The sequence below is a fragment of the Pauljensenia sp. UMB0895 genome (genome assembly GCF_030218905.1).
Classification (GTDB): Bacteria; Actinomycetota; Actinomycetes; order Actinomycetales; family Actinomycetaceae; genus Pauljensenia; species Pauljensenia turicensis_A.
Genome location: NZ_JASOQR010000001.1, coordinates 169,791 through 183,150, shown reverse-complemented (window position 1 = coordinate 183,150; position 13,360 = coordinate 169,791). Strand labels below are relative to the sequence as shown.

11 protein-coding genes and 1 tRNA gene are annotated in these 13,360 nt (G+C 57.6%); 1 reads left to right on the top strand and 11 read right to left on the bottom strand.

All coding sequences use genetic code 11. The annotated features are described in order from the left end of the window. Positions 1–59 precede the first annotated feature (59 nt). From trxA to QP503_RS00860, 3 genes are all read right to left on the bottom strand, one after another. On the bottom strand, positions 60–422 hold the full coding sequence (trxA, locus tag QP503_RS00870; RefSeq protein WP_103632972.1) for a thioredoxin: 363 nt from the start codon (positions 420–422) through the stop codon (positions 60–62). Positions 423–642: 220 nt separating this feature from the next. Continuing rightward, on the bottom strand, positions 643–1,329 hold the full coding sequence (locus QP503_RS00865) for a TetR/AcrR family transcriptional regulator (protein ID WP_103632973.1): 687 nt from the start codon (positions 1,327–1,329) through the stop codon (positions 643–645). Positions 1,330–1,399: 70 nt separating this feature from the next. Further along, positions 1,400–1,834 (bottom strand): (deoxy)nucleoside triphosphate pyrophosphohydrolase, encoded by a 435-nt coding sequence (locus QP503_RS00860; protein WP_103632974.1) that lies wholly within the window; start codon positions 1,832–1,834, stop codon positions 1,400–1,402. A 377-nt stretch (positions 1,835–2,211) separates the two neighbouring features. Here QP503_RS00860 and QP503_RS00855 point away from each other — a divergent pair. Further along, a tRNA-Gly gene (locus QP503_RS00855) sits at positions 2,212–2,285 on the top strand. 278 nt (positions 2,286–2,563) lie between these two features. Here QP503_RS00855 and QP503_RS00850 read toward each other — a convergent pair. Genes QP503_RS00850 through QP503_RS00815 form a run of 8 tightly spaced genes read right to left on the bottom strand, consistent with a single transcriptional unit; the run spans position 2,564 to position 12,924 of the window. Beyond that, on the bottom strand, positions 2,564–5,488 hold the full coding sequence (locus QP503_RS00850; RefSeq protein ID WP_006680382.1) for a type I restriction endonuclease subunit R: 2,925 nt from the start codon (positions 5,486–5,488) through the stop codon (positions 2,564–2,566). Further along, entirely contained in the window at positions 5,478–6,590 is a 1,113-nt protein-coding gene (locus tag QP503_RS00845) for a restriction endonuclease subunit S (protein WP_006680381.1), read from the bottom strand. Before QP503_RS00845 ends, QP503_RS00850 begins: the two co-directional genes overlap by 11 nt. Further along, complete coding sequence (locus tag QP503_RS00840) at positions 6,587–8,089, bottom strand: type I restriction-modification system subunit M (protein ID WP_006680380.1); 1,503 nt, start codon at positions 8,087–8,089, stop codon at positions 6,587–6,589. Before QP503_RS00840 ends, QP503_RS00845 begins: the two co-directional genes overlap by 4 nt. Continuing rightward, positions 8,086–9,651 carry a type I restriction-modification system subunit M gene (locus QP503_RS00835; protein ID WP_006680379.1) on the bottom strand — a complete coding sequence of 522 codons (1,566 nt, stop codon included), beginning with the start codon at positions 9,649–9,651 and terminating at the stop codon, positions 8,086–8,088. The genes QP503_RS00840 and QP503_RS00835 overlap by 4 nt, the downstream gene beginning before the upstream one ends. Before the next feature lie 28 nt (positions 9,652–9,679). Then, positions 9,680–9,928, bottom strand: a complete 249-nt coding sequence (locus QP503_RS00830; RefSeq protein WP_006680378.1) for a helix-turn-helix domain-containing protein — start codon at positions 9,926–9,928, stop codon at positions 9,680–9,682. Then, the gene (locus QP503_RS00825; protein ID WP_006680377.1) at positions 9,921–11,747 is read right to left on the bottom strand and encodes an AAA family ATPase; all 1,827 of its coding nucleotides are present in this window, start codon (positions 11,745–11,747) and stop codon (positions 9,921–9,923) included. The genes QP503_RS00830 and QP503_RS00825 overlap by 8 nt, the downstream gene beginning before the upstream one ends. Next, positions 11,744–12,166, bottom strand: coding sequence for an ABC-three component system middle component 2 (locus QP503_RS00820; RefSeq protein ID WP_131367587.1), 423 nt, complete (start codon positions 12,164–12,166; stop codon positions 11,744–11,746). Before QP503_RS00820 ends, QP503_RS00825 begins: the two co-directional genes overlap by 4 nt. Next, positions 12,163–12,924 (bottom strand): ABC-three component system protein, encoded by a 762-nt coding sequence (locus tag QP503_RS00815; protein WP_285069578.1) that lies wholly within the window; start codon positions 12,922–12,924, stop codon positions 12,163–12,165. The genes QP503_RS00820 and QP503_RS00815 overlap by 4 nt, the downstream gene beginning before the upstream one ends. Between the last annotated feature and the right edge of the window lie 436 nt (positions 12,925–13,360).

The window sequence follows — 13,360 nt, the reverse complement described above, 5'->3', positions numbered from 1 at the left end:
TCCAAGTGTGTCGCTAATAGTGCGACTTGCCAAACCTGGAAGGTGGGTTTTCTGCCGGTTCACTTCTGGGATTCGGCAATGGATGCGCGAACCTGATCCATGTCGAGGTCGCGGATCTGCTGGATCAGATCGTCGAGTGCAGCACCCGGAAGGGCGCCGGACTGACGGAAGACGGCGATGCCGTCGCGGAACGCCATGATCGTCGGGATGGACGAGATCTGAGCTGCGCGAGCAAGGTTCTGCTCTGCGTCGGTATCGACCTTGCCGAAGACAATGTCGGTGTGCTTGTTGGAGGCTTCTTCGTAGACCGGACCGAACTGGCGGCACGGGCCGCACCAAGTTGCCCAGAAGTCAACCAAGACGATGGCGTTTTCGGCGACGGTGGTTTCAAAGTTGTCGTTGTGAAGCGTGACGGTGGCCAATGCGGTCTCCTTATGTGCGGGGTTCGAGTGAACCCTAGGTGCGATTGTATGAGCGTGATCTATTGCTGGGAATCGCTTTGATTATTTCGTTGCGGTTTCCCGTTTCGTAGAGTTCAACGGCCTGAGTAGTGAATCTATTCCCTGCGATTGTTTGAGAGGTGTGGTGTGCGTCGCACGTCTGTGACGGTAAGGCTGTTTCAGGGGGCCTCGTATCTGCGCGTCAGTGCGCGACCGGGCACCGCATAAAAGAGGCCTGGGTATTGTGCTCTTCGGCTTCGGCGCACTTTTTCGGCGAGGGGAGTGCGTGGATTTTCTCCGACGAGGCTCCAACTGCGCGCAAGACGAACGCTTCCGATGCTACGCAGAGTGCGCGTCGCTTGTCGGGATCCGAGGGCAGGCGTTGCCCGGACAAGCAGGCGTGGATCAGCGCGACCAGAATGTGCGGGTCCTGCATGGGGATCGCTTCACACTTCATTGCATCGATGAGGATGTTGAGAAGGAGGTTGCCGATCACGCCTGCATGCTCGTGAAGATGTTCGGACTTTTCCGTCGACATCTGATCGCGCAGGTGAACGCGACTTGCTAGGTGGTAGCGACTGGTCATCTCCAAGTGTGCGTGCACGTAGATGCGGAGGCGCTCAATCGGGTCGGGTTCTGTGTCGATTGATTCGTGAAGAAGTGCCGAGAATTCTGCGGTTGCCTCGTTCATGTAGGCAAGGAGCAGAACTTCTTTATCTTCGAAGTGGTTGTACACAGCGGTGCGTCCGACGTTGGCGCGTGACGCGATCTGCGACATGGTGATCGTGTCGAAAGACTGTTCGGCGAGGAGCCCTCCGAGCGCGTCGAAAAGCTTGTGGCGAGTCAGAGCGCGGTGGTTTTCTAGGGAGTCTCCGATGATCTTAGGCATAGGACTATTCTGACAGATGTACCCCATATGTCGCCAAATTATCTAGGTATTTGGTCATATATTCAGGCTCTTAGCGGTCCGCTGGCTCGAAACCGGATGTGCGTGCAACGGCCATCGCAATCTCAAGATCGCAGCCAATCCAGTCAAGCGTGTCGACCTTGTCTAAAGGAGTCCAGCGGAACTCACTATGGGAACCATTCAAAGTGGGGGCGGGCGCGTCCGGCGCTAGTTCAGCTAACCAGACTCCCATCGTGCGCCCCTGCAGGATCGGCCACCACGTGCCCTCTTCTGTCATTACCTGAGCGCCCACGCGGATGGCGGTGTTCATTTCTTCGCGTATTTCGCGGTGAAGTGCCTGAAGCGGGGCCTCGTCGCGATCGATCTTTCCGCCGGGAAGCTCAAATTTTCCTGCCAGCTCGGGCGGGTATGAGCGTGCGGCGCAGAGCAACTGCGTTGGGTTGTCGAGCGAGTCGACGATGGCGGCGGCAACAACTAAGCGGGGCATGACTGCAGTGTAGGCAGTGTGTGGGACGAAGGTAATATAGTGGTCATACGAACTTGAAAAGATCTCCCTTCAACGAGCCGTTGAAACTGCCGATTTTAAGCTTGGCCACACGCGTCCTGATGGATCTCGTTGGTCTGATCTGAATTCCAACGGAGTCGAAACCCACGCGGAGGTACTTGCGTGGGGTGGGCGCACCGTCTCTGCCGCTGTTGATCTGCGTGCGCCAGGCTGATCCTGTCGGCCTAGTCAAGCGTTGATCAAGAGGAGGGGCGCGATTCCTTGTGGGACAGCGTCCCTCCTCTCTTTGTCTGTCGCCTTGGCTGACCAGTATGTTTGACCTCTGGTATGATCAAACCTGTTGCCAATGGCGATGAATTGCGGGCGTAGTTCATCGGTAGAATGGAAGCTTCCCAAGCTTCAGAGGCGGGTTCGATTCCCGTCGCCCGCTCCAATAGAACGTCACTCTGGATACAAAGAGTCCCGGTCCCGCCGGGAAGTGTTCGGAGTGGCGTTTTCGCTGTTCTGGGGCGGTTTTCGGGGCGTTGAGGTCGGGTCGTGGAGCTGTGGAGCAGCTCCCAGTTGGGGCGAATCAGGGCCTCGGAGGGGTACCTCAGGGGCCTGCTCGGTCCGTCGAGGCTGGAAGCGTCAAAAAGTACGGCCCCGCGTCAAAAAGTATGGGGCTTGCGTCAAAAAGTATCGAGCAAGCGTCCAAAGGTTCACCTTCGGCGATTAGTAGTACTCACGGATGTATTCGTGAGCCTTGTCGAAAACGTCGGTGGACTTGATCTTGAACTTGACGACCAATATCAGTCGCAGTTGGCGGCGAACCTCTCGGTCCCCCTCGCTCGTAGACTGCCAACCGTCGAAGCGTACCTGCCTAACGACATTGTCGATCTCCTCGACGACCTTCTCCACGATGATAGGCGTGGACTCGCTTCGCACGGTCTCGAACAGCTCCGTAAGTGCTGCCTTGCCGCGTTCCTCGCGTGGCACCTCGCCGGCTTCTTTCTCGGCCTGCAAGGTGTCGCGGCCTAGTTCGAGGAGTTCGCGCAGGAAGTCCAGGCTGTGCTGCTGCGCGTCGGCATAGCGTTTGCGCAGATCCTGTAGTCGCTTACCCAGGGCAATGAAGAGGGGATCGCCCGCGTGTTTGGCAATGCGCTTGGAGACGATCTTGGCGAGTTCATCTGGGTCCACGGTGCCGCGCCCACCGAGCATCAGGTCCTCGACCAAGTCTGCATCCAGGACGATAGTTTCCAGATCTCGGCGCGGCAGGTCTACCTGTACGTGCTCGTGGATGAGGGCAAGGGTCTTTCCGCCGAGCGCATGCCAAAGGAGCCTGTTTGAGGTCTCTGCTGGGCGGGTGGACTGGTAGACAGCAGTCAGCCAGGTGTAGTCGCGCTTGTATTCGGCCAGGAATGGTGCAGGGCTTAGTGCCTCCCACAGTTGGTGCACTATCGAGTAGGCCTTAGCGAAAGCATCGCGGCGGTCTTCGCCGAGCATTTCCTGTGCGGCTTGAAGTGCTTCCCATCCGTCTTGCGTGCGGTCCACGCCAGGGAAGAATGCGAGAGCAGCCTGCATTGCCGGCGGGAATTGGTCCACCAGGTCATCGAGATTCTTGATGACGTCTCGAACGGACTGGTCATCGAAGGACAGCGCGTTGGCGAGGTCATCGAACACTCCCAGGTAGTCCACCACCAGCCCGTAGGCCTTGTTTGGCGGGTAGACACGGTTGGTGCGGGTGATGGCTTGCAGCAGTGTGTGGTCGTGCAGGGGCTTGTCGAGGTACTGTGCCTGCAAGATGGGGGCATCGAAGCCGGTCAGCAGTTTGGCGGTGACGATGACGATCTTGAGCGGATCATTCGGGTTGTTGAATCGCTCGAGTAGGCGGTCCATTTGGCTGCGATCTGGTGTCCATTGATGCCACTCGGGCGGGTCGGTTTGTGCCGAGCTCATGACCACGGTGCTGGCCTCAGTGGGAAGGTATTTGTCCAGTTCGTGCTTGTAGGCCACGCACATTTCTTTGTCGTAGACCACCACCTGCGCTTTGAAGCCTTGCGGGGCGACATGCGACTGGAAGTGCTCTGCGATGTCGGCGGCCACCTTGGCCACGCGGTCAGGGGCCTTGATGAGCACCTCAATGCTGGATGCCTGTTTGGAGAGTTTCGTGCGATCCGCTTCGGTGAGCTCGTTTTCCCGTGTCAGCTCCTCAAACGCGATATCGATAGCGTGCTCATCGAGGTGCATTTCAGACAGGCGAGGCTCAAAGTTCAGCGGCAGCGTGGCTCCGTCGCGCTGGGAGTCTTGGAAACTGTATCGGGAGAGGTACCCGGATTCGTCGCTGGGGTCTCCAAACCACTTGAAGGTGTTGTGGTCGCGCTTGTTGATGGGCGTGCCGGTGAGGCCGAAGAGGAACGCGTTCGGCAGTGCGGTGCGCATGGCGCGGCCTAGGTCGCCCTCCTGGGTACGGTGGGCTTCGTCGACCATCACAATGATGTTGTCGCGCTCATCGAGCGCCTCGGTGATGTCACCAAACTTGTGGATCATGGTGATGATGACCTTGCGACTACCAGCATTCAGCAGGTCTTTCAGTTCTGCTTTGCTGCCCACCTGCACCATATTGGCCACGTCAGCGGCCAGGAACGTTGAAGTGATTTGCGCATCCAGGTCGGTGCGGTCGACCACCACCATGACTGTGGGCGACTTCAACTGTGGCTGGGCGCGCAGTTTGCGCGCGGTGAACACCATCAGCAGTGATTTACCAGAGCCTTGGAAATGCCAGATCAGCCCCTGCTTTTTCTTGCCTTCCAGCACACGGGCAACGATTTTGTTGGCGGCTTGGATCTGTTGAAAGCGGGCGATGAGCTTGATGCGCCGATGTTGACGGTCGGTGCCGAAGGTGGAGAAGAACCGCAGGAAGTCCAAAATCACCTCGGGCTGCAGGAGGCCGTCGATGGCATTGCCGACCTTGGTTAGGCCAGGTACTGCGTCGGAGGGTTCGTCTTCATCGCGCCACGGCCCCCATTTTTCTATCGGCATCCCTACTGAGCCGTAGCGGAGCTCTTTTCCGTCTGTGGCTACGCTAAACACATTGGGCACGAAGAACTGGGAGGCTTCCACCTCGTACTCGTCGTGAATCTGTTGGGCACCATCAAGCCAGGTCTTCGACGGCCCCACTGCAGTCTTGGTTTCTACCACCACGAGTGGTAGCCCGTTACACCAGATCACCACGTCAAAGCGATTGGTTTCTTTGCCTTGCCGGAAGGTAACTTCGCGCGAGACCATCCATTGGTTTGAGGAGTCGTCCTCCGGGTGGTCGAAATCAATGAGCCTCACGGGCACGTGCTCGCCACTTTCGCCAAAGGGCATGGATTTATCGCCGGTGAGCCAGGCAGTGAACTGCTCGTTAGCTACCACCGGATGCGGGGTGTGGGTCGCGTCGAGCAGGATGCGCCGCAGGGCGGTGATAACCTCATCAGCGCGTGACTCCTGGGCTGCGATCTCAGGGTTCAAGCGAATCAGCGCCGCACGCAGAGGACCTTCAAGCAGCACCTCGTGTGTGTCACGCGGCAGGTCGTGACCCTCAATACCCTGCACGTCGAGGCTGGCCACCCGGTCAAACACAAAATCTCGCACAGTCGGATTCTCAGCGAACATCAGAGCCTCCAAATATCGAAAATTGAATCTCCATTGCAAAGCTAGCGAGATTCTGAGACTCAAACTCGATAGCAGACTGCGTTGCCTGGATAAAGTTCAAAACTTCTTGAATGTGAAACTGCTCTTCTATCGCCACGAGCGGAACCCGACATTCGGCTAGAGTTTTACCCGACAAAGAAGGCTGTGCAGTTTGTGAAGCATAAGCATTTAGACCTAGTAGCTTCAACAACAGTGCAATGTAGTCCAATGAGACAAAAAGCTCTGGATTTTTTATTTTGACTATCAGCGCATTGTCTGTAATCCAGGCTGGAGCCTCCACCTTATGTACGTTACCGCAGTAAGCGCCAACACGACCAATAATGATGGCATCGGCTTCAGTGTTTGAACTGCCGTGGTAACCAGCAATACCATTTCCGCCATAAACGGGAATCTGACCCTCGATAAAGTTCTTGGCGGGAAGAAAACTACCACTCGACACTTGAAATAACTCGGAAAATTTTGCAGTCTCAGCATTCCGAAATCGCTCAGCTAGCCATTTTCCAAACCCATTCCGAGTGTCCGTGGCTTCAAGAATCAGTGCTTGAGACTTGAGTGTCGCCAGGTGACTCTTAACAGCCCATAGGAGGTCGGCGATGCGGTGTTGTTCTTCGATAGGTGGGAGCAGGAACTCGTAGGCCGCGAGGGCTTTCCAACTGGTGCGAGGAGACATCGAGCCCGCCGAGGTTTGCAGCGCGGTATCGAAGAACTCGTCTGAGCTCACAAGGAAAGGTAGAAAACGCGCATCGAGTCGATCGTCCTTCGGCTCGAAGACCAGGATGTCGCCAGAGCACACTGCATCGAAGGAGGCAACAGCGACCTTACGCAGGTATGCGCGTCGCTTCCCGAACAGCACCTGACCAGGGCGTACCCGTCGGGTGAAGCTCACGCCTTCGTCCAAGGTGCCATAGCCTTGCACCTCAAAGTTTCCTGATTCGATATGTTCCAGCCCGATAGTACGGTCGATTCCAATCGACGCGGGGTCTTTCACGCTTTCGTTGACGTTGCGCACCACATCACCGAGCTTGACTCCGGTCCAGGTGCCTTTATCGATGTGCAGGCTCACTTGTTCACCTCCTCGGTGAGAGAATCGAGTAGTTCGGCGAAGGCGGCATCGGTCTGGGCGGCTGCGCGCCGCCACGCGGTGAGCGCCTCGGCAAAGCCAGGACCTGCATCCCCGTTGCCTGCATCGCTGGCTGCGGCTGGGCTGACGTAGCGTGGGATGGCCAGGGTGTAGTCGAGAGCGGCAATGTCATCCACGGTGGCCACGCGGGTAAACCCCGGCTGATCCTGAAATGCCTGGTAGGCGCGCAGGATCTTTTGCTGGTGCTCGCCGAGCAGGAAACTCTGGGCGCTGATGCGGGCGTATTCATCTACCGCATTGATGAACAGGATCTTGTTCTTGCGTTCGGCGGGTTTGTTAGCGCGCAGAATGATCACCACGGCTTCCATGGGGCTGTTGTAGAACAGCCCCGGCCCCAGGCCGATGACCGCCTCGATCAGGTCAGACTCAACAGCAGCCTGGCGCATCGTGGATTCTTCCTGACGGAAGAGCACCCCGTGGGGGAAGAGGATCGCCGCCCGGCCAGTGCGGGGCTCGAGGGATGCGGCGATGTGTTGGAAGAAGGCGTAGTCGGCGCGCCCTTGCGGTGGGGTGCCCCACATGTTGCGCCCATAAGGGTCGTTGCTGAAGAGATCGCGGTCCCAGTTCTTGATCGAGTACGGTGGGTTTGCCAGCACGATATCGAAGGTTTGCAGGTGGCCGTCAGCATTGGTGAACGCCGGATTTTTCAGCGTGTCCCCGTGGGCGATGTGGGCATCTTCGATGCCATGGAGGAACATATTCATCTTGCCGATAGCGCTGGTCCCGTAGTTGAGCTCCTGCCCGTACAGGCTCAGGTTGCGCCATTCCTTGCCCTGGCGTTTCAGCTCTGCCACGGTGGAAATCAACATGCCAGCCGTGCCGCAGGTGGGGTCGTAGCAGGATTCTCCCGGCTGTGGCGCAAGCATCTGCGCCATGAGGTGTACGAGGGTGCGGTTGGTGTAGAACTCCTGGGCGGTATGCCCCGAATCATCGGCGAACTTCTTAATCAGGAACTCGTAGCCCTGGCCGAGCTCGTCCTCGGGGAGGTTTTCCAGGCTCAGGGTGCGTTTGGAGAAGTGCTCGATGAGGTCCGCCAAGGTGGCATCCGGCAGCAGTTCTTTGTTGGACCAGTCGCCGTCTCCGAACACGCCAGCGAGGGTGGTGGGGTTGGCTGCTTCGATGGCGCGCATGATAGTGCGCGCGGTCTCGCCAATGTTGGTGGTGGTTTCGCGCAAGTTCTGCCAGTGGGCACCCTCGGGGATGGCGAAGCGGTGGTTCTCTGGCAGGTCGGCTAGGTCCTCATCGCCATACAGGGCGAGCGCCTGGGCGCGTTCTTCGTCGTAGACGTCGCTGATGCGCTTCAAAAACACCAACGGGAAGATGTACTGCTTGTAGTCACCGGCATCGATCAGGCCGCGCAGAAGTTCAGCCGCGCCCCACAGGTAGGACTCAAGCTGTTCTTGGGTGATTCGCTTACTCATCTCGCCTCCTCCGCGACCTCATCCACTGCCGCTGCAGCATCAAACACCAGGCCCCACTTCGCGAGTTCTTCCTCAAGGCGTGCACGTGAGGCTTGCACTTGCTGCCACGTTTCCGTCAGCTGTTCGATGGCGTCTTCCAGGCTGGTGCCGGTTTCACTCTGTGGTTTGGCGACGTAGCGGGCGACGGTGAGGTTGTATTCCTGGGCGCGCACCTCGTCCAGGCTGGCCACGTGCGCAAAATGCTCCTGCACGCTGAACTCCTGGTAAGCCTGTACGATGCGGACGGCGTGCTCACGCTCCAAGGTGTTCTGGTTACGCCCCTTAGTGAACAGCTCCGAGCCGTCCACAAAAAGGATCTTGCCTGCTCGCTCAGGCTGTTTGCTGGTACGCAGCACCACAATCGCGGGAGCCAGCCCCGTGCCGTAGAACAGGTTGGGGGCCAGCTCGATCACTGCCGCGATGAGGTCACGCTCGATGAACTCGCGGCGAATCGTTGCCTCGTTATCCCCAGACTTACTATTCACATCACCACGGAACAGTGCGCCCTGTGGCACGACCACGGCTACCTTGCCCGAGCCGGGTTTGGCGGATGCCACCATGTGTTCGATCCATGCCCAGTCCGCATAGCCCGCAGGTGGGGTACCTCCGAGCAGGTTTCGGCCCCACGGGTCCGTCTCCCACGCATCGCGCCCCCAGTTTTTCAGCGAAAACGGTGGATTCGCGATCACGTTGTCGAACTGTTGCAGGCGCTCACCGGCGTGGAAAGCGGGAGCTCGCAGGGTGTCCTCACGCACGATGTTGAATTCCGGAACCCCGTGCAGTAGCAGGTTCATGCGAGCAATCGAAGCCGTCGTGAGTGTCTTTTCCTGCCCATACAGTTTGCCCCAGAGCAGGCGCGGATCATGCCCCTGTTCCTTGGCATGGGCGATGACCTCGATGAGCATGCCAGCCGTGCCGCAGGCAGGATCATAAGTGGTCTGGCCCGGCTGAGGATCCAGGATTTCCACCATCATGCGCACCACTGAGCGCGGGGTGTAATACTCGCCCGCTTTCTTGCGGGAGAGGTCCGCAAACCGCTTGATCAGGTACTCGTAGGCCTGCCCGAACACGTCCGGTGCCACATTCGCATTTGACAGAGTCTTGGTGGAGAAGTGCTCGAGCAGATCCAGCAGGCGCTCATCGGGCAGTTTGGCTTTGTTAGTCCAGGCAGCGCTGCCGAAAATCCCACCGAGTTGGTGAGGATTATTCGCTTCGATCAAGCGGAACGCGGTCACGAGAGCTTGCCCCACGTCCTTCGTTGTCGAGCGAACGTTCTCCCACGAAGCCTGCTCAGGGATGACAAAGGAGTAGTTCTCTGGCAGTGCAGCGAAATCTTCGTCGCCGCCTGACTGCGAGAGCGCCAGTTCGTATTCTTCCTGGTGCACGTCATTGAGACGCTTGAAGAACATCAGCGGAAAGATGTAGGCCTTAAAGTCGGCCTGGTCGATCCCGCCGCGCAGCAAATCGGCAGCAGCAGCGAGGTACTGCTCCAATTCACTGAGGGTTAGTTGCTTGTTGGTCACTAAATGTTCCTTGGATTGTTTCTAAGTTCTATTGGCTAATGTTCTCTTGGCTTGGACGTCGTTCTAAAACAGCCACGTCGCCTAGCCCGCATTCGAGTGCTTCGCATATGCGCACGAGTACTGCGGTTGTGACGTTCTCGTCCCGGCCGAGTTTGGCGATCGTGGATGCCGAGATTTTCGCCTTTTCGCGGAGGTCCTGTTTGCGCATTCCTTTGTCGATCAGTGTTTTCCACAGGGGTTTGTAGCTGATCTTGAGCTTGGTGGATTGGCTACTCATGTGGGTGTTCTCCCGGCTCGTAGACCCCGTTGAGGTAGCCGTAGCGGCCCTGGTACGGGTCTTTGCTGAATCGGATGGCTGTCGTGTTGGGAAGTGCGTCGAGGTCCACCCCGCTGAGGAGATTGAGGTTCTCGCACAGGATGACCTGACGGTTTGTGGTTGTGCAGGCGATGTAGTCCAGTAGTTTCTGTCGCATGGAGTCCGGCGCTGTGAGCTGGCTGTCGTCGAAGTTTTTCAGCGGTGAATCAATGATGAGGAACTGCGGTGCGTGGGGTGAGCGTTGATCGAGGTACTCATGGAAGGCGACCATCACCACGGTGTTGAGCAAGGCGGCGAAGCCTTTACCCTCCTTGGTGTCCTTTCGGTATCCGTCGATCGTCACGTCGAGGGTGGCCTCGTCGAATACCGCCGTGTCAGCAGAGGGAAAGCCGATTTCATGGAGGATCCGACGAATCGTGGTGTTCATTGAGTAGATGAAGTCCGCGTTGAAAAACTCCATAGGCTTGTATGGTTCCCGCTTCTCAGCCGCTTGCGGCCCCAGATCAGTCAGGGCCAGGATTGTTTCCTGGAGCTGCTCGAGACGCGCTTGTATACCCGCTACCTCCTTGAGCGTGCGAACCTCACGCGTCAGCTGTTCTTGGCGCGGCGTGATCGTGTGAGCGATTCTATCTTGAAGTTCGGCATGCTTGAGCACCAGGTCAGCTCGCTGTTGGGTCAGTTCCGACATCATGTAGTCCAGCTCGGCCAGGTTGGACCGTGCACCCGAGAGTTGCTCTTCTAGGCGAGTGCGCTGGACGTCGATTTGTTCCTGACTGGGATGGTTCATGCTCGCGTCTACTGGTTGCTTACAGTAACCGCACATGTTGATGTTCAACGTGTCGGGATCAACGCTTGCCCCGGCGAGGAACTCGAGCCGGTGCAGGTCTGCTTCCAGGTGGCTGATGAGTTCTTGACGCTGGTATTTGTCTACTGCAAACGCAGCGACGTTCTCATCGATCTCTTTGATCTTGGTGGTGATCGTTCGCCCGGTGGCGTTGAGCTCGATCTGGTCTCGACGGAGCTGGTCGAACTCGGCGTTGAGGGTAGCGAGTTCCGCTTCGATATCGCGGCCCCGGTACTGCTCCTCTACTTTCCTGAGCTCCGTCTCCTTCTCTCGAGCTGCCTCAACTTGCCTGGTGATGAACTGCTTGACTGATCGCTGGCGGATACGGCGATCTTTGTCGGATTCTTGAGGCTCAATGTCATCGAAGTTTTCGTCTTGCGCGAGCACAAGCAGAGTCGACAGTTCCGCAGTACGAGTGACGTAATCGTTGGCTCCACCCCTGCGCAAGATTGTTGAGTCGAGCCGATCAATGTAGCTCTCAGGCACGTACAGCAGGTGGTAAAGGCTGCGCCATGTCAGCGCCTGGCTCTCCCAGCTGGAATTCTTGATGACCTTGCGGCTGGGCTTGAAATCGAGTAGCGACACTAGGAACGAGTTCAGATCCGTCTTGGGATCCTTCTCGTCTCGCTTCACGCTGTAGACCTTGCTGTCAGCGCCAGGCTGTGGACTGACAACGTAGTCTCCTCCGATGCTGCGTCGCAGGGTGATGATTTCTCCCTCGGCGGTGACGAGGTCGATTTCTGCGGTGCAGTAGTCCGAGTCATCGGTGAAAGGGACGAGGTCCCCGCCCATGACGAAGTCGATAGTGCGGGCGACGCGGGTTTTCCCAGTGTTCGATGGTCCGGCAATGACGTTCAGGCCCTGTGTGAGCGTGATCGTGGAGGGGGCGCCGTGGTTTGGGTATGCGCGAATCTCGCTAATCCAAAGTCCGCTCATGCTTCCTCCTTCACACCGATCAGGTGCAGCGTGTCGTTGCGTAGGGCCGCCAATGCTGCTGCGACATAGCGTTGGTAGTGCTGGGCGTAGCTAGAAGACACGTGGCTCACCAGGTGGGCACCAGACTCGGATATGGTGAAGCGCGGCACGTCACCAGCATGGTCTGCATAGGCGTAACCGTGTGCCACGAGCAGCTGGATTGCCTCGTGAGCTTTGCTTCGGCGCTGCGTGTAAATCGCATTAACGAAGGCCGTGGACCCGTGCAGGTCGGTTCTGCCGAGACCGAAGTGTCTAGCGTAGGTTGCTGCAAAATCGGCGTCAGCAAGCTCGGTCGCTGTCACCGCGGTTTCAAGCTTGTCTAGGGCGACAAGTAAGCGCATGCAGTTTTCGAACTGGGAGTTGAAGATTGTGCTGCTCATGATGACCACTCGATTCGGTCCTCGTTGACCAGCATGTGCGTCATACCTTGCTTGTGGCTCGCAGCAAACAAGTCAGGGATGCTCGTTAGAACAGACCCCCCTACCTGATAATGGCTAGCCTGCCCAAGCGTCTTCAGCATCCGCTCGTAACCGTCAGGGAAAACATCTGACATCCACGTGGTTTCGAGGAAGTCGTCAAGATCATCCTTGATCCGTTCAAACTGTTCATCCCCATCATCTGGGCGAATCTCCTGCAGGTTACGGTGACGTCCGACAGCGGACCAGTAATGGGTGCGCTGACGGACCAAGAACTTCGCGTACTTACCCGGAAGAGCCTTCAGCTGCTCGAAGGAGACGGGCTCCTTCCCAAGTTTTTCGGCGATCGCGTCAAGCGCGCGTTGCACGTAGACCTCTTCAGGCGCTAACTCCTCAGGGACGGGCGGAGCTGGAGAAATTGCGATGCTCGAGGTCCCGATCTGGAGCGAATTGCCGGAAATACGGCCGGTAGATAACGGGTAGGTCTGTACGCCGGGGATGACGATTTTCTCGTCGCCGCCTTGGTCCCGCAGGAGGTCATTTCCCTCAGCGTTTGATTTGACGACTTCTTTGATGAGCACATACACGGCCTTCGGAACATCAATCGGTTTGTTGATCTGTAGGCCGTCCTTACGAAGCTTGAGTGCAAGATCCCTGATTGCATCGCCGGTAGAGGTATCTCCCCACAGTGCGATGATTCTCTGCTCGCTGATGGCGGGCAAGATGCGTCTTGCGGTGTCCTCTGGTAGAGGCCGTTTTCCATTCCAGATCTTGTTGAGGTCTCGTCGATCGATACCTCTCAGCCATCCAGCAGGGATGGTGTTCTTGCTGCACTCGTTTTCAGGTAGCCGACCTGGGAGGAGCTTTTCGTCGCAAGCCCGGTCAAAGAAGTCAAGAACGAATCCACGGTCGCCTTTGACGTCGAGAGATAAGGACGGCCGGATAGTCCGCAATAGCAGACCTAGAGCAAACTCTGGCTGAGGAAGGCGAGCCATCTTGCCTCCTTTCGCCTTCTTTCGCCTCCTGTCAAAACAGGGGGCTTTCTTAGTGTTGAAAACAAGCCATCCACCGGCGTAGGCGCATCGACCACTGTGGCCCATGTTACCAGCCGGTGTAGGCGGACCGAGAGAAAAACTCGGCAAAAAGGACGAATCAGGC

Coding starts and splice junctions, on each gene's coding strand:
- QP503_RS00865 (WP_103632973.1), bottom strand. CDS start 1,329: ATGCCTAAGATCATCGGAGACTCCCTAGAAAACCACCGCGCTCTGACT.
- QP503_RS00860 (WP_103632974.1), bottom strand. CDS start 1,834: ATGCCCCGCTTAGTTGTTGCCGCCGCCATCGTCGACTCGCTCGACAAC.
- QP503_RS00850 (WP_006680382.1), bottom strand. CDS start 5,488: ATGTTCGCTGAGAATCCGACTGTGCGAGATTTTGTGTTTGACCGGGTG.
- QP503_RS00840 (WP_006680380.1), bottom strand. CDS start 8,089: ATGAGTAAGCGAATCACCCAAGAACAGCTTGAGTCCTACCTGTGGGGC.
- QP503_RS00830 (WP_006680378.1), bottom strand. CDS start 9,928: ATGAGTAGCCAATCCACCAAGCTCAAGATCAGCTACAAACCCCTGTGG.
- QP503_RS00825 (WP_006680377.1), bottom strand. CDS start 11,747: ATGAGCGGACTTTGGATTAGCGAGATTCGCGCATACCCAAACCACGGC.
- QP503_RS00820 (WP_131367587.1), bottom strand. CDS start 12,166: ATGAGCAGCACAATCTTCAACTCCCAGTTCGAAAACTGCATGCGCTTA.